Genomic DNA, 16,473 nt, shown 5'->3' with positions numbered 1-16,473 from the left:
TTCAGCGTATGGCGGGAAACCCATGGCGTCGGGCGTTCACGGCCACCAGCAGGCAAGCCAGCAACAGGCCGATGATCACCCAGGGAAACGACAATACGCCCGGGCCTTCCAGCAGCACGCCACCCACCAGCCCGCCCCCGGCGATCGCCAGGTTCCAGGCGGTCACCAGCATCGACTGCGCGGCATCGGCAGCGCTCCCGGCAGCCTTGGCCAGCGCGGTTTGCAGCAACGTGGCCAGGCCTCCGAACGACAATCCCCAGAGGGCTATCGAGGCATAGACCGCCATCGGCGTATCGGCCTGGAACGCCAGCAGCAGCGCCGAAAGAGCGAACAGGACGCAACTGACCAGTACCAGTTGACGCAACCAGCGATCGATCAGCAGGCCGACGATCCAGATGCTCAGCAGTGCGCTCAGGCCGAACGTCAGCAGTACCCGGTCAATTTGCCCGCCGATGCCGGCCGGCTCCAGAAACGGTGCGATATAGGTGTACAGGATGTTGTGGCCCAGGACATAAGCGAAGGTCACGAACAACACCGGCTTGACCCCGGGCAAAGCGAACACGCCCGTGAGCGGCAAGCGTTTGTCGGCGCGCTGGCCGGGAAAGTCCGGCACCTGCCAGCGCACCCAGCCGAGCAACAACAGCGTCAGCAGAGTCATCAGGGCAAAGCTCACCCGCCAGCCCACCAGCGTGCCGAGCAGTGTGCCCGCAGGGATCCCCAGGGACAGTGCCAGTGGTGCGCCAAGCATGGCCACGGCGATGGCCCGCCCCTGCAGGTGCGGCGCGACCATGCGGCTTGCGTAGCCGGCCAGCAGGGCCCAGAGCAGCCCGGCAAATACCCCGGCGAACAAGCGGGCGACCAGGGTCAGGCTGTAGTTGGTGGAGATCGCGGTGACACTGTTGACCAGGGCAAAACCGCCGATTGCGATCATCAGCAAAGGGCGGCGGCGCCAGCCTTGGGTGAGGATCACCAACGGGATCGCCGCCAGTAGTGAGCCAATGGCGTACAGGGTGACCAGTTGGCCGACCAGCGCCGGGGACACCGCCAGGTCCTGGCTCATCTGCGGCAGCAGGCCCGCGGGCATGGCCTCGGTAAGAATGGTGATGAAGCCGGCGGTCGCCAGCGCCAGCAGGCCACCCAGTGGAAGTCGGTCGCGACGCCTGGACTCGATGTCCAGCAGGTCGGCGGTGCCAAGAGGTTTGGTCATGGTGTCAGGCTCGCTACAGGTTTCAGGAAGTAGGGAGGCTGAGGGTAGGGCGCTGTGGTAAAGAGAAAAATAGGCTAAGGTTCCGAACTTATCGGACATCTGTGTCCGTAATGGTGAGGTCGGCGATGGACTGGTTGAGCAATATCTCGGTCTTCCTGCATGTGGCGAAAACCCGCAGTTTCACCGAGGCGGGGCGGTTGTTGGGGGTATCCTCGTCGGCTGTCGGCAAGAGTATCGCGCGGCTCGAGGAGCGCCTGGAGACCCGGCTGTTCCATCGCAGTACCCGCAGCATCACCCTGACCGCCGAAGGCGCGAGTTTTCTCGAGCGCTGCCGCAGAATTGTCGCCGAGGCCGAGGCGGCCGAATTCGATCTGTGCAAGTCTTCCAGTGCCCCGCGGGGCAAGTTGCGAGTCAGCCTGCCGCAGGTTCACGGCCTGGTGATGCCGGTATTGGTGGAGTTCATGCAGCGTTATCCGCAGATCGAACTGGATATCGAGCTGACGGACCGCATAGTGGATGTCGTGGAGGAGGGCTTCGATGCCGTGATACGGACCGGCAGCCCCGGCGACTCGCGGCTGGTGGCCCGGTCGCTGGGCCAGTTCCGCCTGGTGCTGGTGGGCACGCCTGGGTACTTTCGCGAGCGGGGCGTTCCGCAGGCCCCCGCGGACCTGGCTAACCACGGGTGCTTGCGGCATACCTTCCATAACACCGGCAAATTCGAGCATTGGCCGCTGCGACGAGCGGTCGATGCCCCGGAGCCGCTGTTGCCGACGCGTTTTGTCAGTACCTCTATCGAAGCGGTGGACCACGCCGTGCGCAGTGGGCTGGGGATCGCCTGCCTGCCCGATTTCATGGTGCGTGAGGCGGTTGCACGGGGCGAGTTGCAGCAGGTGCTCGATGAGCATCTGGAACACAGCGGCACCTTCTGGCTGCTCTGGCCTGCGAGCCGGCACACCGCCGCCAAGCTGCGGGTGTTCATCGATCATCTGTGCGCGCGACTTTTTCCGGCAAACCGTGGTCAGTAACCTTGTATTAATTTTTAAGACACTAATCCGCGCGCCCTGGGGCCTCGAACTGTTGCACAATACGCCCCGGACCGTTTTCCTCAGGATTTTCGATGCATAGATCATTTCACCTGCGTGCTGCCGGGTTGACGCTGCTGCTGGCGGCCGTCGCCGGTTGTTCGTCGCAGAAGACCGCCATTTACGAGCATGAAAACTTCGATGACTCCGGCACTTTTTCGCGCAATTACCCGGTGAATGAGACGGCGTCCTGCGAGGCCGCCCGTCGCGCCTTGCTCAGCCAGGGCTACATCATCACCAGCAGTGATCCGAAGCTGGTCAGTGGTCACAAGAGCTTCCAGCAGACCGGCGAAACCCACATGGAGATCAGCTTCAGCGTGGTGTGCGCCCAGGATGGCAACAGCGGCCACCGTTCCACGGTGTTCGCCAACGCCCTGCAAGACCGTTATGCCCTGAAGAAGGTCAACAACTCGGCAAGCCTGGGGGTGGGTGTGCTGGGCTCGGTATCGATGCCGATCGGCTCGACCGACGACTCGATGGTCAAGGTCGCCAGCGAGACGGTTTCCTCGGCGAAGTTCTACGAGCGTTATTTCGCTCTGGTGGAGCTGTTCCTGCCGCAGGAAGCGAAAAAGGCCGCGCACATCATCGAGAAACCCAAGACCGATCTGGGCGTGCCTGAACCCAAGCCCGCCGAGCCTGCCGCAGCGCCGGCCCCGGCGCCAGTGATGCCACAACCGGCGCCTGTCGTACCGGCCGTCGAGCCGGCCCCGGCCACCCCTCCGGTTGTGCCAGCCGAATCGAACCTCTCGCAACCGCTGGCACCACCGGCGGAAGCGGCGCCCATTGCGCCGGGCGCACCTGCCGAGCCGACGCCGCCCACCGAGATCGTTACCCCGCCTCCCGCCAGCACCTTGCCGGCCCCGACAGAGCCGATTCCGGCGCTGCCACAGTAAGCATCTGCAGATAGCTGCGAGATCGACCCAGGTGTCGATCCCGCGGTTGCCGAGCCTCTCTGAAAATTTCTTTGCCAGCCCACGGTAAATCCGTTGCCAACTGCTACGTTCCATTTAAGGGACGCAGATTGCGCGCGGTATTTTTTCTGTCACACCGGCACTTTATGCTGGTGGCCAAGGTCAGTAAGAAGACTACTCAGCGAGCAGATTACCTACACCCCACACACAAGGAGTCCGCCATGGACGATTACCAAGAAGAACTGCTGGAATTCCAGGCTTTCGAACTGGACCCGCTGGAACCCGCAGAAGACGCCACCGAGCTGTAACGCCGGTGGCGTTTTTTTTAGGCGGACTGCCGGTGGCTGCGACGAAACTCCCCCGGTGTCTGGCCGCTCCAGCGCTTGAAGGCGCGTTGAAACGCCTCGGCTGAGGCAAACCCCAACAGATAGGCAATTTCCCCGAAGGCCAGTTCGGTATCGCGAATGTAGGTCATGGCCAGGTCGCGACGGGTGTCGTTGAGAATGGCGCGAAACTGCGTGCCTTCCTCGGCCAGTTTGCGGCGCAAGGTCCAGGTTGGCAGCTTCAGGCGTGCCGCCACTTCTTCCAGGTCGGGTTCCCGGCCACCATTGAGCAAAGGCCCCAGCAACTGAGTGATGCGTTCACGCAGGCTGCGGGTACGGGTCAGTTGCTCCAGTTCCCGTTCACAGAGTTGCAGCAGATGGCGCCAGGTACTGGGGCAGTGCTCGACATTGCGCTGGGCCAGGGTGGCCTGGCTCAGGCGCAGCTGATTGTGCTCGGCGCCGAACTGGATCGGGCAATCCCCCAGGCTGGTGTAGCGTTCGCGGTAATCGGTCTGGGCAAACTCGATCTCGATGCGTTCGGCCTTGACCGGTAAACCGAGGCTGCCCAGTTGCTGGAGCCAGCCGGCCAGGATCGAGTCCACCACAAAACGGTTGTAAGCGTTATAGGGGCTGATGGAGTAGAAGCGCAGCCAGGCGCCGTCGGCGTCTTCGTGGAAGCTCGACTGGCCGCGATAGTTCGAGCCATACAGGGCCTCGAAGCGGGTCAGGCAGCGTGCGGCTTCACGTACGGTCGGCGCCTGGGCGGCGGTGACGCCCGCCAGCCCGGCCTGGCTCAGACGGCTGAGCTGGCCCATGCGCAGCCCCAGCGCCGGATCGCCGGTCAGTTGAATCGCCGCGTGGCCCAGGCGCATGTAACGGGGAATCGACAGCCGCGCCCCGGCCTCGGCCAGGCGTGCGGTATCCAGTCCGTATTGTTCCAGCAGCGGCTGCGGGTCGAGGCCATGGCTGCGCACCGCGTCGGCCAGGCTATGGACGAAGCCCACCGACAGGTCTCCGAGGCGCATCGGCTGGGGCTTCATGGATTTACAACCAGATATTCAGCAAGCGCGCGCCACGGGCATCGCCATCGGCGAAGTGCTCGCCGTTGCTGTTGATGAAACTTTGTCCGGCGCTGCCCTGATCCCAGAACTGGCCGCGCAGAAACACGCTGACGCCGGCGCTGGCCAGGCTGCTGGGCGCGCGGCCGGTCAGGGTCAGGCGGCGCCAGGCTTCGCCTTCGCTGACTTCTTCCGGCTTGAGGCTGACCTCGCTCGGGGTCGAGAGGTTCTTGTAGCCACGCCACGGCCGGTCCCAGGCGCCACGGCCCATGACGAAGGCCGGGACCGCCACCAGTTGCGCGCCCTGGGCGTTGAGCTTGCGGTAGTTGTCCGGGTACCAGCTGTCGCTGCCGATCAGCACCCCCAGGCGGCCGGCCGGGGTGTCGACCACCTGGACAGCCTGGTCGGTGCTGGCCTGGATAAAACCGCGCTCGTCGAAGGTCGGGTACAGCTGGCGTTGCGGCTGGCCGATCGGCAGGCCGTCGCTGCCGAAGACCAGGGTGGTGTTGTACAGCGCGCCGCTGCCGATGCGCAGGTTGCTGCCTTCGATCACCGGCTCGGGCAGGACAATGGAGCCGGCCACCAGGGTGATGCCAAATTCCTTGGCCAGGCCACCGAACAGCCGCTGGTATTGATCGGCCATGCTCCTGGCCTTCATCCGCAGGTGCGCGTCGTCCAGGCGATTGTCACCCTTGGCAGTGATCAGCGCGCGCAGGAAGGGCAGTGGGTTGCTCACCGCCAGCCAGTTCATCGCCTCTTTCAGGCTGGCGGCCTGGTACAGCTCGTTTTTCTCGCCGCTGACCATCAGCCAGGTGCCGATGTGCTCCGGCAGCACCACCACGGTCTTTTCATTCAGCAGCCCCTGGTCCCGGGCCTGCTGCAGGTAGGCCGCAAGCTTGCGGTGCAGGCGCTCGGGGCTCTGGTAATCGGTGGGGAACAGCTCGGGCTGGATGCCCAGCAGATTGCCGTGATCGGCCGGAGTGCCCTGGTCCACCGCGAGCTGGATGCGCAGGTCGGACAGGTAGTGACCGATCGGCCGCTCGCGGGTCCACAAGGCGTAGCTGGTCAGGGCGGCAATCAGGGCCAGGGTGAAGGTGAAGTACAGAAGTTTGCGCATGGGAAGACAGTCGGCAGCCGTGTGCGGGATTCGCTGACTAGGGTAGGGCCCATGTCCGCGATTGCCAAGGCCGGGCTGCGCATTTGGATCAATAAGTTGTCAGTTACGGTCATTGAGCGCCTCGGGGGCTGCTCTTAGTCTGTCGAACATGACCGACGGAGGCCGCAGAGCTTCCGCATTTTTTCCGTGATCGTTCGATGTGGAGTTACCGATGGCCGCCGCTCACTACCCGCATTTGCTGGCCCCGCTGGACCTGGGCTTTACCACCCTGCGCAACCGTACCCTGATGGGCTCGATGCACACCGGCCTGGAAGAAAAACCCGGTGGTTTCGAGCGCATGGCCGCCTACTTCGCCGAGCGCGCCCGTGGCGGCGTCGGCCTGATGGTCACCGGCGGCATCGGCCCCAACGACGAAGGCGGCGTGTACTCCGGCGCGGCCAAGCTGACCACCGAGGAAGAGGCGCTCAAGCACCGCATCGTCACCCGCGCGGTCCACGAGGCAGGCGGCAAGATCTGCATGCAGATCCTCCACGCCGGGCGTTATGCCTACAGCCCGAAGCAGGTGGCGCCGAGCGCGATCCAGGCGCCGATCAACCCGTTCAAGCCCAAGGAGCTGGACGAAGAAGGCATCGAGAAACAGATCCGCGACTTCGTCACCTGCTCCAGCCTGGCGCAGCAGGCCGAGTACGACGGCGTCGAGATCATGGGTTCCGAGGGCTACTTCATTAACCAGTTCCTCGCCGCGCACACCAACCATCGGACCGACCGCTGGGGCGGCAGCTACGAAAACCGCATGCGCCTGCCGGTGGAAATCGTCCGCCGCGTGCGCGAAGCGGTAGGCCCGAACTTCATCATCATCTTCCGCCTGTCGATGCTCGACCTGGTGGAAGGCGGCAGTACCTGGGAAGAAATCGTGCAACTGGCCCAGGCCATCGAGCAGGCCGGCGCGACCCTCATCAACACCGGGATCGGCTGGCACGAAGCGCGGATCCCGACCATCGCCACCAAGGTGCCGCGTGCCGCCTTCAGCAAGGTCACGGCCAAGCTGCGCGGTTCGGTATCGATCCCGTTGATCACCACCAACCGCATCAACACCCCGGAAGTGGCCGAGCAGATCCTCGCCGAAGGCGACGCCGACATGGTCTCCATGGCGCGGCCGTTCCTCGCTGACCCGGAGTTCGTCAACAAGGCGGCCGCGGGGCGTGGCGACGAAATCAATACCTGCATCGGCTGCAACCAGGCCTGCCTGGACCATACCTTCGGCGGCAAGCTCACCAGCTGCCTGGTCAACCCGCGGGCCTGCCACGAGACCGAACTCAACTATTTGCCGGTGCAGCAGATCAAGAAGATCGCCGTGGTCGGCGCCGGCCCTGCCGGGCTGTCCGCCGCGACCGTGGCGGCCGAGCGCGGCCACCAGGTGACGCTGTTCGATTCGGCCAGCGAAATCGGCGGCCAGTTCAATGTCGCCAAACGCGTGCCGGGTAAGGAGGAGTTCTTCGAAACCCTGCGCTACTTCAAGCGCAAGCTGCAGACCACCCACGTCGAGCTGTGCCTGAACCGCCGGGTCGATGTCGAGCAACTGGTGGCCGGCGGCTATGACGAAATCATCCTGGCCACCGGTATCGCCCCGCGCACGCCGGCGATCCCGGGTGTCGACCACGCCAAGGTCCTGAGCTACCTGGACGTGCTCTTGCAGCGCAAGCCGGTGGGCCAGAAAGTGGCGGTGATCGGGGCCGGCGGCATCGGCTTCGACGTCTCCGAGTTCCTCGTGCATCAGGGCGTGGCCACCAGCCAGGACCGTGAAGCGTTCTGGAAGGAGTGGGGCATCGACACGCACCTGGAGGCCCGTGGCGGCGTCGCCGGCATCAAGCCCGAGCGCCATGCCCCGGCGCGCCAGGTGTTCCTGTTGCAGCGCAAGACCTCCAAGGTCGGCGACGGCCTGGGCAAGACCACCGGCTGGATCCACCGTACCGGCCTGAAGAACAAGCAGGTGCAGATGCTCAACAGCGTCGAGTACCTGAAGATCGACGACGCCGGCCTGCACATCCGCATCGGCGAGAGTGGCGAACCGCAGGTCTTGCCGGTGGACAACATTGTGATCTGCGCCGGCCAGGACCCGCTGCGCGAACTGCACGAAGGCCTGGTGGCCGCCGGGCAGAACGTGCACCTGATCGGTGGCGCCGACGTGGCCGCCGAGCTGGACGCCAAGCGCGCGATCAACCAGGGCTCGCGCCTGGCCGCCGAACTCTGATCCAGCGGTAATCAAGGCCACTGCGATTCCGGATCGCGGTGGCCTTGTTGCGTCCGCTGCGCGGCCGATCGCAGCCTGCGGCAGCGGCTACGAAGTAGGGGTGTAGCCGCTGGCGAAGCCTGCGATCGGGGCCGCAGGACCCACTATCAGGGACTCCGCGGTTTTGCTGATAGACTCCCCGCCTCATTCCTTCCAAACCTCCCCATCCATGGCGTTTCCTGCTTCCTTCGACTGGCTGCCCAGCGCACCCTTGCAACCCCTGGACCTCGACTGGCTGACCGAGGCCGGGGTCGAGGTGGCGGTCTTGCGCCTGGACCAGATCGATCCGCTGATCTCCGGCAACAAGTGGTTCAAGCTCGCCCCGCATCTGGCGGCGGCTCGCCAAGCCGGCGCCCGGGGCATCATCAGCCTGGGCGGCGCGCACTCCAATCACCTGCACGCGCTGGCGGCCGCCGGCAAGCGTTTTGGTTTCGCCACCGTGGGGCTGCTGCGCGGCCATCCGCAGGACACGCCCACCGTGCTCGACCTGCAAGGCTTCGGCATGCAGCTGCACTGGCTCGGTTACGCCGGCTACCGGGCGCGGCATGAGCCTGATTTCTGGCAACCCTGGCAGGCGCAGTACCCCAGGCTGTTCCCGGTGGCGGAGGGCGGCGGTGGCTTGCTTGGGGCAACCGGCTGCATGCCGCTGGTGAAGCAGCTGCGCAGCCAGCTGGATGCCCTGGGTTGGGACGACTATCACGGCTGGTGGCTGGCCGCCGGCACCGGCACCACCCTGGCCGGGCTGGTGTTGGGGGAAGCCGGCGCCCGGCCGGTGTATGGCGCGCTGGCGGTGCCGGACGATCATGGCGTCGCGCAACAGGTGGCGGCGATTGTGCGGGAGGCGGGGCTGCAGGCTGCGGGCTATGAACTGCTCGATAGCAGTCGTGGCGGTTTCGCCAAGGTCGACCCGCTGCTGCTGGAATTTATCGAGGAGAGCGAACGGCACAGCGGCATCCCCCTGGAGCCGCTGTACACCGGCAAGGCCTTGCTGGCCCTCAAGCAACAGGTCGAGGCCGGGCGGTTTGCCGCCGGCAGCCGGCTGATCTTCGTCCATAGCGGCGGCTTGCAGGGCCGCCGGGGTTTCGCCGCGCCAGCGCAGCCTTAGCCGCGCTTGGGCAGCATGCGTTGCAGGGTGTTGTCGCGCATAAAGTAGTGGTGATAAAGCCCGGCCACCGCATGCAGCCCGATCAGCCAGTAGCCGGCGGTGCCCAGCAGCACGTGCCAGCCTTCGACCTGCTTGGCGAACTGTTTGTCTTCAGCCACCAGCAGCGGCAGGTCGATGCCGTAGAACATCACCTGATGGCCTTCGGCGCTGGTGATCAGCCAGCCGAGGATCGGCATGGCGATCATGAACAGGTACAGGGCCCAGTGCATCAGCTTGGCCAGGACCGTCTGCCAGCTCGGCGGTGTGGGCAGGATCTTCGGCGCCACCCCCAGGCTGCGGGCGAACAGGCGCAGCCAGACCAGCACGAACACGGTCAGGCCGAGCATGAAGTGCGCTTCCTTGATCAGCGTCCGGCCACCGCTGCCCTTGGGGAAAATGCCGCGCAGTTCGATGCAGGCGTACACCGCGATCAACAACACCAGCATCAGCCAATGCAATGCAATCGACACCGTACTGTAACGGCTGTCGGAGTTCTTCCAGGGCATAGATCCTTCCTCGTTCATCAGGTCAGTTGTCTCCGTTCTTAACGACGGAGTGCTGTAACTGTAATCCTGTTTCCGAGGCTCTGCCCGGGGCAAATGCGTGGTTTGAGCGGGTATCGGAAAAAAACGGCAGCCGCGGATCGGGGCTGCCGTTGGGGGGCAAGTGGCCGATCAGCTGCTTTGCGGCATCTCGCCGCTGGCCAGGCGCTGGTTGATGTCGGCGATCACCTGCGGCAGGTCGCTGATGGTGTCGATCATGTAGTGCGGGCGCGAACCTTCGAACAACGCGTGGATGCGCTGGCGCTCGCCGGCCAGGGTGTCGCTGCCCAGGGCGCGATAACCTTCGTAGGTCAGCCCCAGGGCGTTGCCGGAGCAGATCAGGGCCACGGTCCACATGCCCGCGCGCCGTCCTTCGAGAATGCCCGGCACGGTGTCGTCGATCTTCACGCAGGCGGCAACATCGTCGATCCCCAGGGCGATCACGTTGGCCAGGGCCTGGGCCGGCCATGGGCGGCCGTTCGGTACTTCATCGGTGGCCACCACATGGTCGGCGACGTAGCCATGGGTCGCGGCCAGTTCCACCACCTTGTCCATGACCGGTTTCGGGTAGCCGGAGCAGGAGCCGATCTTTATGCCTTGCTGGCGCAGGTTGGCGATGGTCTCCAGGGCGCCGGGAATCAGCGCCGAATGTTCGGCGATCTTTTCGATCTGCAGCGGCATGAAGCGCTGGTAGATGGCGGTGACATCCTCATCGGTCGGGGCGCGGCCGAACACCTGGCGATAACGCTCGGCAATCTGCGGCAGGTCGCACAGGGTGCGGATATGGTCCCACTTGCCCATACCCATCGGGCCGCGGGCTTCTTCGATGGAGACCTGCACATCGAACTCGGCGAAGGCTTCGACGAAGATCTGGGTCGGCGCGAAGGAGCCAAAATCGACCACGGTGCCGGCCCAGTCGAGGATGGCGGCTTGCAGCTGGTTGGGGGTGTTGTAGTTCATGTGTCGAAGACCTGTGTGGGGGAGAGGCTTGCCCGCGATGATGAGGTTGACCTGAAAGAGCGCGGTGCCCGCATTCGCGGGCGAGCCTCGCTCCTACAGGTTGTGTGTCGGGGTCAGATATCCAGTACTTGCATTTCCCGCAGCACGTCGGCGATGGCCTGGACCGCGGTGCGCATCCCGGGTGGGTCGACATGGCCGATGCAGCCGACGCGGAAGGTTTCGACCTGGGTCAGCTTGCCGGGATAGAGGATGAAACCCTTGGCCTTGACCCGTTCGTAGAACTCCTTGAACTGGTAGCGCGGATCTTTCGGCGCGTGGAAGGTGACGATGATCGGCGCCTGGATCGCCGCCGGCAGAAAGCTGCGCAGGCCCAGTCGCGCCATGCCGTCGAGCAGCGCCTGGCAGTTGGCGGCATAGCGCTGGTGGCGCGCCGGCAGGCCGCCTTCTTCGTGGTATTGCAGCAGCGCTTCGTGCAGCGCCGCGACCACATGGGTCGGCGGTGTGAAGCGCCATTGCCCGGTCTTGACCATGTAGCTGTGCTGGTCGTGCAGGTCCATGGCCAGCGAGTGCGAGTTGCCGGCGGCCGCGGCCAGGGCTTCCTTGCGGGCGAAGACGAAGCCCATGCCGGGGACGCCTTCCAGGCATTTGCCGGACGCGGCGATCAGCGCGTCGAATGGCACCTGTCGGGCATCGATCGGCAGCGCGCCGAAGGAACTCATGGCGTCGATGATCAGGCGCTTGCCATGCCCGGCCACGACCTGGGCGATCTCCGGCAGCGGGTTGAGGATGCCGGTGCTGGTTTCGCAGTGGATCAGCGCCACATGGCTGATGGTGGCATCGGCGCGCAGTAGGCGATCGACGTCGGCGGCGCTGGTCGGCTGGTCCTCGGCGGTTTCGAAGGTGCTGAAGTCGCGCCCCAGCACTTCGCAGATCTTCGCCAGGCGCTTGCCGTAGGCACCGTTGATCAGCACCAGCACCTTGCCGCCCCGTGGCACCAGGGTGCCGATGGCGGCTTCCATGGCGAAGGTGCCGCTGCCTTGCAGGGGCACGCAGTGGTGGCTGGCGGCGCCGTTGACGATGGCCAGCAGCTGTTCGCAGAGGCTGGCGGTCAGTTGGTTGAAACGGTCATCCCAGGAACCCCAGTCCACCAGCATCGCCTGGCGGGTGCGAGCCGAGGTGGTCAGGGGGCCGGGAGTGAGCAGGATCGGCGCGGCAGTACTCAATTCAGGTGTCCTCGCAAAAGCGTTATGGGATGCGCTTGGGATAAAAACTACGGGGCCTAAATTGCAGTTTGGCTCTTTATCAATCAAATTGTTTGTCGTTATGCCAGCCATAAGTGAGGCCGATAGATATGAACCTGTTCCAACTGCGCGCATTCGATGCCGTGGCCCGTGAAGGCAGCTTCACCCGCGCCGCGGCGCGGCTGTTCATCAGCCAGCCGGCGGTCACCGGGCATATCAAGGCGCTGGAGGAGCACTACCAGATCACCCTGCTGCGCCGCACCGCGCGCCGGGTCGAACTGACGGAAGAGGGCACCAGGCTGGCGGCGATCACCCGCGCCATGTTCGGCCTGGCCGAAGAGGCCCAGGCCATGCTCGAAGCCAACCGGCAACTGCTCACCGGGCGCCTGGAAGTGGCGGCGGACGGCCCGCACCTGGTGATGCCGATGCTCGCCAGCCTGCGCGAGCGCTATCCGGGGATTACCGTCAACCTGCGCCTGGGCAATGCCCAGGAAACCCTGGCGGCGCTGCTTTCGGAGCACGCCGATGTGGCGGTGCTGACCGAGGTCGAGCCGCGCAAGGGCCTGCATCTGCAAAGCCTTGGCGAGTCGCGGATCTGCGCGCTGGTGCCGCAAGGCCATCCATGGCTGGCCAAACCCGAGGGTGTGCGGCTGGAGCTGCTGGACCAGGTGATCATGGTCCTGCGTGAACCCAGCTCGATTACCCGCCGCACCTTCGACCAGGCCTGCGCCCAGGCTGGGGTCAACCCCAAGGTGCTGCTGGAGCTGGACAGCCGCGAGGCGGTGACCGAGGCGGTGGCGGCGCAACTGGGGGTGGGCGTGGTGTCGTCGCTGGAACTGAGCCCCGACCCGCGGGTGCGGGCGGTGCCGATCATCGGCGAGGGGCTGTTGAACCGGCACATGCTCGGCTGTATGGAGCGGCGCCGGGACTTGCGCTTGATCCAGGCCTTCCTGGGGCTGGCCCCCACAGGCTGACACTGAACCTGTAGCCGCTGCCGCAGGCTGCGATCGGCCCGGAACGGGACGCGCTCTTGAGGCCCCGGGAAGTTTGTCGCAGCCTGCGACCGCGGCTACAGGTCGCGGATCTGACTTTTTGGTCGATTGGTGCCTTCAGGCCGTATAAACTTGCCCATCGCGTCGGCCACATCCAACTCGACGCCACAGATCAAAGAGAGTGAGTAATGGGCGCACAGTGGAAGGTTAAACACAAAGAAGCAGCAGCCAACGCCAAGGGCAAGATCTTCGGCAAGCTGGTCAAAGAGATCACCATTGCTGCCCGCAACGGCGCTGACGTCGCCACCAACGCACACCTGCGTCTGGTGGTGGAGCAGGCGAAAAAGGCCTCGATGCCCCGCGAGACCCTGGAGCGTGCGATCAAGAAAGGTTCGGGCCAGCTCGGCGAGACCGTGCAGTACCACCGCGTGACCTACGAAGGTTTCGCGCCGCACCAGGTGCCGCTGATCGTCGAATGCGTGACGGACAACATCAACCGCACCGTGGCGGAGATCCGCGTGGCCTTCCGCAAGGGCCAGCTGGGCGCTTCGGGTTCGGTGTCCTGGGACTTCAACCATGTCGGCATGATCGAAGCCGCGCCGGACAGCCCGGACGCCGATCCGGAGCTGGCGGCCATCGAAGCCGGGGCCCAGGATTTCGAGCCTGGGGACGAGGGCGCGACCCTGTTCCTGACCGAGCCTGCCGACCTCGACGCGGTGCAGAAAGCCCTGCCCGAGCAAGGCTTCACCGTGCTCTCGGCCAAGCTCGGCTACCAGCCGAAGAACCCGGTCAGCGGCCTGTCCGACGAGCAGATGGCGGAAGTCGAAGCCTTCCTCGAAGGCCTGGACAACCATGACGACGTGCAGGACATGTTCGTCGGCCTGGCGGGTTGAGCCCGGCCCGGTGAATCGCGCTACTTGAGCGATTCTTGCGCCAGCCGGCAAGCTCCAGCAGGAGCGAGTTGGCTGGCGATGCTCTTCAAATCCCCCGCAACACGTCCCCGACTTCGGCAAATCCCGGTCGCGCCAGCACCTGCGGCTGACAGCAGTCGTTGACCAGCGCCGCCAGGCGTTCATGCTGCCGCGGGCTCAGGCCCGACTCGATCCTTGCCAGCAGCTCCTCCAGCAGAATGCCGAAGGCCCGCACTTCGATGCGTTGCAGGGCCCGGGTTTCCTCGGTGTCGGCCAGCGCATGGAAGGACGCCGCGCCAAAATCCCCCAGCAGGCACTCGCCCTGTGGGTTCCACAGAATGTTATGGCCGTACAGGTCGCCGTGGGTGATGCCCTGGTGGTGCAGGTGTGCGCCGACCGAGGCGATGCCACGGGCCATGCGCAAGGCCGCGTCGGCGCTGAAGCGGGTGCGCTCGTCGTAGATGTCCCGGGTGCAGGAGGCCAGGCTCGGCAAGGCCGCCAGGTTGCGGTAGCTCGGCTCGATCAACTGCATCACCAGGCCGTTCTGCCCTTCGGGATGATCGCTGATCCGGCCTTCGACCCGGATCAGGTTCGGGTGCCGGCCGGCGCTGATGCAGGCGTTCATTTCATGCAGCGGCGAGCCGTCGCTGGTCATGCTGCCCTTGTACAGCTTGACCGCCACCTCGCTTGGCGCTTGCCCGGGGGGCTGCCAGCGCGCCTGGTGAATCACTCCGGACGCGCCTTCGCCCAGGCGCTGCTGCACTTCCAGCTCGGCCCAGGGAATGCGTGCCACCGATTCCAGCGCCGCGGCGTCGGCCTCGGATTCCAGCGGGTTGCCGGCATAGGCCAGCCAGGTCAGGCGCGGCAGGCCAAGCAGGAAGGCCGGCAGTGCGCTGAGCCGGTTGGCGGCGATGCGGATCAGCTCCAACTGCTGGCATTGGCCGAGGCTCTGGGGCAACCGGGTCAGGCGGTTGCCGGAGAGCATCAGCTTTTGCAGGTGCGGGCGCTGGCCCAGCTCGTCCGGCAGTTCCTCGATGCGGTTGTCGGTGAGGATCAGCCAGCGCAATAGCGGCGGCAGGGCGGCGGCGGGCACCCGCGCGATGCGGTTGGCCTTGAAGCCGACCATGCTCAGTTGTGCGCACTGGCCGACACAGGCCGGCATCTCGGTGAAGAGGTTATCGGAGCAGAACAGCACCCGCAGGCGGGTCAGGCGGTGCAAGTCGTCCGGCAGGCTGCTCAGGGCATTGCCGCTGAGGTTGAGGACTTCCAGCGAGTCCGCCAGGTCGAAAATTTCCCGGGGGAATTCGCTCAGCCCGCAAGACAGGTCCAGACGCTTGAGCCCGGTCAATTGGCCGGCTCGCAGTTGGGCAAGGGTATCCATGAACAGGTTCGACACTCAGGCAGGAGGAGGGCGCGTGGCCCTGGAAATGGCCGCCATGATAGCGGCGTGGAGCAGTGGGTGGCGACCGCCGGTTCAGCCCGGCGGCGTATCCGTGCTGATTTCCTGCAGCTGGCCCAGGCGGCTGCGGGTGCGCGCCAGGTCGATGGCGTTACCGCCCAGGCTTTCGCGCAGGGAGCGTTCGCCGATCAAGGTCAGGTGCTTGTCCTGGTCGTACAGCACGTCGATCAGGTTGATAAAGCGTTGCTGCACGGCAATTGGGCATTCGCCCAGCTCGGGCAGCTCGTCGATGATCCAGTGGTCGAAACGCCGGCTCAGCTCCAGGTAGTCCATGACCGCGGTCGGCTGTTCGCACAGGTCACTGAAGGCAAAACCCACGCTGTGTTGTTCGCACAACCGTACCTGGAGCTGACGCGCGCCGACCATCAGCGCCGAGGTCGGGCCGTTGCGCCGCGGCAGGCCCAGGCTCAGGCGTTGCTGCTCGCTGCCGGGCCACAGGTAGCGGCCCTGGGTGAATACCTGCTGCGAATGGCTGCGGGGCTGGCTGCGGTAGTCGTGGGGGCCGCCGACCTCCATCACCTGCATGCGGCTGGCGATCAGGTCGATCACCGGTTTGAAGCGCGCATGGTAGAGCGGGTTGGGCAGCAAGCCCTGGGGCGCGTAGTTGGAGGTCACCAGCAGCAGGATGCCGCGCTGGAACAGGGCCTTGAACAGCCGCGTGATCAGCATCGCATCGCCGATGTCGTGGACATGGAACTCGTCGAAGCACAATACGCGGCAGTCGTTGAGCAGTTCGTCGAGGGTGGCCTGCAGGGCGTCGGGCTGCTCGCGGTGGCGGAACATGCCTTGATGCAATTGGGCGAAGAAATCGTGGAAGTGCAAGCGCTGTTTTTCCGCCAGCGGGATGGCGCGGAAGAAACCGTCCAGCAGCCAGCTCTTGCCCCGTCCCACCGCGCCATACAGGTACAGGCTGCGGCTGGCGTTTGGCTTGGCGTCTGGCTGGAGCAGGGCGTTGGCCTGCTGGGCCATGTAGTCGATCACCCGCTGCTGGCTGTGGCTCAGGGTGTAGCCCTGGTCGTGGGCCTTGTGCCGGAAATACTCGTGAATCACTCGGCCGTGGCTGGTGCTGGCGGCGGGCCGGGCGAAGGCCTTGCCGAAGAACGCGCGCAGCCTGGGCCAGCGCGATGGGCGTAGCGAGCGGTTTGGCGGTAAAGCGGCCAATGGTGTCACCCCGATGGTTCCAGGCCCGCTCCCCCCCTGGAACCGGCGCGGTAATTTAACCAATCCCCGGCCCGG

General features: G+C 65.3%; 15 protein-coding genes. 7 read left to right on the top strand and 8 right to left on the bottom strand.

Annotated features, from left to right (window positions below):
* Window position 1 precedes the first annotated feature (1 nt).
* Entirely contained in the window at window positions 2-1,207 is a 1,206-nt protein-coding gene (locus AC3RCP_RS21030; RefSeq protein WP_492570942.1) for an MFS transporter, read from the bottom strand.
* Between the two features lie 125 nt (window positions 1,208-1,332).
* Here AC3RCP_RS21030 and AC3RCP_RS21025 point away from each other — a divergent pair, with 125 nt between their 5' ends.
* From AC3RCP_RS21025 to AC3RCP_RS21015, 3 genes are all read left to right on the top strand, one after another.
* Window positions 1,333-2,232 carry a LysR family transcriptional regulator gene (locus AC3RCP_RS21025; protein ID WP_492570943.1) on the top strand — a complete coding sequence of 300 codons (900 nt, stop codon included), beginning with the start codon at window positions 1,333-1,335 and terminating at the stop codon, window positions 2,230-2,232.
* Between the two features lie 92 nt (window positions 2,233-2,324).
* The gene (locus AC3RCP_RS21020) at window positions 2,325-3,182 is read left to right on the top strand and encodes a DUF2242 domain-containing protein (protein ID WP_101338512.1); all 858 of its coding nucleotides are present in this window, start codon (window positions 2,325-2,327) and stop codon (window positions 3,180-3,182) included.
* 128 nt (window positions 3,183-3,310) lie between these two features.
* A complete protein-coding gene (locus tag AC3RCP_RS21015; RefSeq protein ID WP_146021805.1) occupies window positions 3,311-3,508 on the top strand; it encodes a hypothetical protein in 198 nt (65 codons plus the stop codon).
* A 17-nt stretch (window positions 3,509-3,525) separates the two neighbouring features.
* Here AC3RCP_RS21015 and AC3RCP_RS21010 read toward each other — a convergent pair whose 3' ends face one another.
* Both AC3RCP_RS21010 and AC3RCP_RS21005 read right to left on the bottom strand, forming a co-directional pair.
* Complete coding sequence (locus AC3RCP_RS21010; RefSeq protein WP_007927193.1) at window positions 3,526-4,563, bottom strand: AraC family transcriptional regulator; 1,038 nt, start codon at window positions 4,561-4,563, stop codon at window positions 3,526-3,528.
* Window positions 4,564-4,567: 4 nt separating this feature from the next.
* A complete protein-coding gene (locus AC3RCP_RS21005; RefSeq protein WP_492570944.1) occupies window positions 4,568-5,698 on the bottom strand; it encodes a carbon-nitrogen hydrolase family protein in 1,131 nt (376 codons plus the stop codon).
* A gap of 211 nt (window positions 5,699-5,909) precedes the next feature.
* On the opposite strand from AC3RCP_RS21005, the gene AC3RCP_RS21000 reads away from it, so the two are divergent.
* Complete coding sequence (locus AC3RCP_RS21000; RefSeq protein WP_492570945.1) at window positions 5,910-7,949, top strand: oxidoreductase; 2,040 nt, start codon at window positions 5,910-5,912, stop codon at window positions 7,947-7,949.
* Between the two features lie 208 nt (window positions 7,950-8,157).
* A complete protein-coding gene (locus AC3RCP_RS20995; RefSeq protein ID WP_492570946.1) occupies window positions 8,158-9,093 on the top strand; it encodes a 1-aminocyclopropane-1-carboxylate deaminase/D-cysteine desulfhydrase in 936 nt (311 codons plus the stop codon).
* Here AC3RCP_RS20995 and AC3RCP_RS20990 read toward each other — a convergent pair.
* The 3 genes from AC3RCP_RS20990 to AC3RCP_RS20980 form a co-directional block, all read right to left on the bottom strand.
* Entirely contained in the window at window positions 9,090-9,638 is a 549-nt protein-coding gene (locus tag AC3RCP_RS20990) for a cytochrome b (RefSeq protein ID WP_492570947.1), read from the bottom strand. The genes AC3RCP_RS20995 and AC3RCP_RS20990 overlap by 4 nt on opposite strands.
* A gap of 168 nt (window positions 9,639-9,806) precedes the next feature.
* Complete coding sequence (gene phnX / locus AC3RCP_RS20985; protein WP_492570948.1) at window positions 9,807-10,634, bottom strand: phosphonoacetaldehyde hydrolase; 828 nt, start codon at window positions 10,632-10,634, stop codon at window positions 9,807-9,809.
* Between the two features lie 113 nt (window positions 10,635-10,747).
* The gene (locus AC3RCP_RS20980; RefSeq protein ID WP_492570949.1) at window positions 10,748-11,857 is read right to left on the bottom strand and encodes a 2-aminoethylphosphonate--pyruvate transaminase; all 1,110 of its coding nucleotides are present in this window, start codon (window positions 11,855-11,857) and stop codon (window positions 10,748-10,750) included.
* Window positions 11,858-11,985: 128 nt separating this feature from the next.
* Between AC3RCP_RS20980 and AC3RCP_RS20975 the strand changes: the two genes are divergently transcribed.
* Together AC3RCP_RS20975 and AC3RCP_RS20970 are read left to right on the top strand one after the other, a co-directional pair.
* Entirely contained in the window at window positions 11,986-12,849 is an 864-nt protein-coding gene (locus tag AC3RCP_RS20975; protein ID WP_101338508.1) for a LysR substrate-binding domain-containing protein, read from the top strand.
* A gap of 206 nt (window positions 12,850-13,055) precedes the next feature.
* Window positions 13,056-13,760, top strand: a complete 705-nt coding sequence (locus AC3RCP_RS20970; protein WP_007927175.1) for a YebC/PmpR family DNA-binding transcriptional regulator — start codon at window positions 13,056-13,058, stop codon at window positions 13,758-13,760.
* Window positions 13,761-13,845: 85 nt separating this feature from the next.
* Here AC3RCP_RS20970 and AC3RCP_RS20965 read toward each other — a convergent pair whose 3' ends face one another.
* Window positions 13,846-15,159, bottom strand: a complete 1,314-nt coding sequence (locus tag AC3RCP_RS20965) for a leucine-rich repeat-containing protein kinase family protein (RefSeq protein WP_492570950.1) — start codon at window positions 15,157-15,159, stop codon at window positions 13,846-13,848.
* A 93-nt stretch (window positions 15,160-15,252) separates the two neighbouring features.
* Window positions 15,253-16,398 (bottom strand): cell division protein ZapE, encoded by a 1,146-nt coding sequence (gene zapE / locus AC3RCP_RS20960; protein WP_457276774.1) that lies wholly within the window; start codon window positions 16,396-16,398, stop codon window positions 15,253-15,255.
* Window positions 16,399-16,473: the final 75 nt, after the last annotated feature.

It is taken from the genome of Pseudomonas sp. GW822-FHT05A08, from assembly GCF_058800485.1.
Note: the sequence above shows the minus strand (reverse complement) of the source record. Positions and strands in the feature narration are given on the sequence as shown.

Bases quoted from the DNA above. Each gene is read 5' to 3' on its own strand.
- AC3RCP_RS21030 (WP_492570942.1), bottom strand. From the start codon at position 1,207: ATGACCAAACCTCTTGGCACCGCCGACCTGCTGGACATCGAGTCCAGG.
- AC3RCP_RS21025 (WP_492570943.1), top strand. From the start codon at position 1,333: ATGGACTGGTTGAGCAATATCTCGGTCTTCCTGCATGTGGCGAAAACC.
- AC3RCP_RS21020 (WP_101338512.1), top strand. From the start codon at position 2,325: ATGCATAGATCATTTCACCTGCGTGCTGCCGGGTTGACGCTGCTGCTG.
- AC3RCP_RS21010 (WP_007927193.1), bottom strand. From the start codon at position 4,563: ATGAAGCCCCAGCCGATGCGCCTCGGAGACCTGTCGGTGGGCTTCGTC.
- AC3RCP_RS21005 (WP_492570944.1), bottom strand. From the start codon at position 5,698: ATGCGCAAACTTCTGTACTTCACCTTCACCCTGGCCCTGATTGCCGCC.
- AC3RCP_RS21000 (WP_492570945.1), top strand. From the start codon at position 5,910: ATGGCCGCCGCTCACTACCCGCATTTGCTGGCCCCGCTGGACCTGGGC.
- AC3RCP_RS20995 (WP_492570946.1), top strand. From the start codon at position 8,158: ATGGCGTTTCCTGCTTCCTTCGACTGGCTGCCCAGCGCACCCTTGCAA.
- AC3RCP_RS20990 (WP_492570947.1), bottom strand. From the start codon at position 9,638: ATGCCCTGGAAGAACTCCGACAGCCGTTACAGTACGGTGTCGATTGCA.
- phnX (WP_492570948.1), bottom strand. From the start codon at position 10,634: ATGAACTACAACACCCCCAACCAGCTGCAAGCCGCCATCCTCGACTGG.
- AC3RCP_RS20975 (WP_101338508.1), top strand. From the start codon at position 11,986: ATGAACCTGTTCCAACTGCGCGCATTCGATGCCGTGGCCCGTGAAGGC.
- AC3RCP_RS20970 (WP_007927175.1), top strand. From the start codon at position 13,056: ATGGGCGCACAGTGGAAGGTTAAACACAAAGAAGCAGCAGCCAACGCC.
- AC3RCP_RS20965 (WP_492570950.1), bottom strand. From the start codon at position 15,159: ATGGATACCCTTGCCCAACTGCGAGCCGGCCAATTGACCGGGCTCAAG.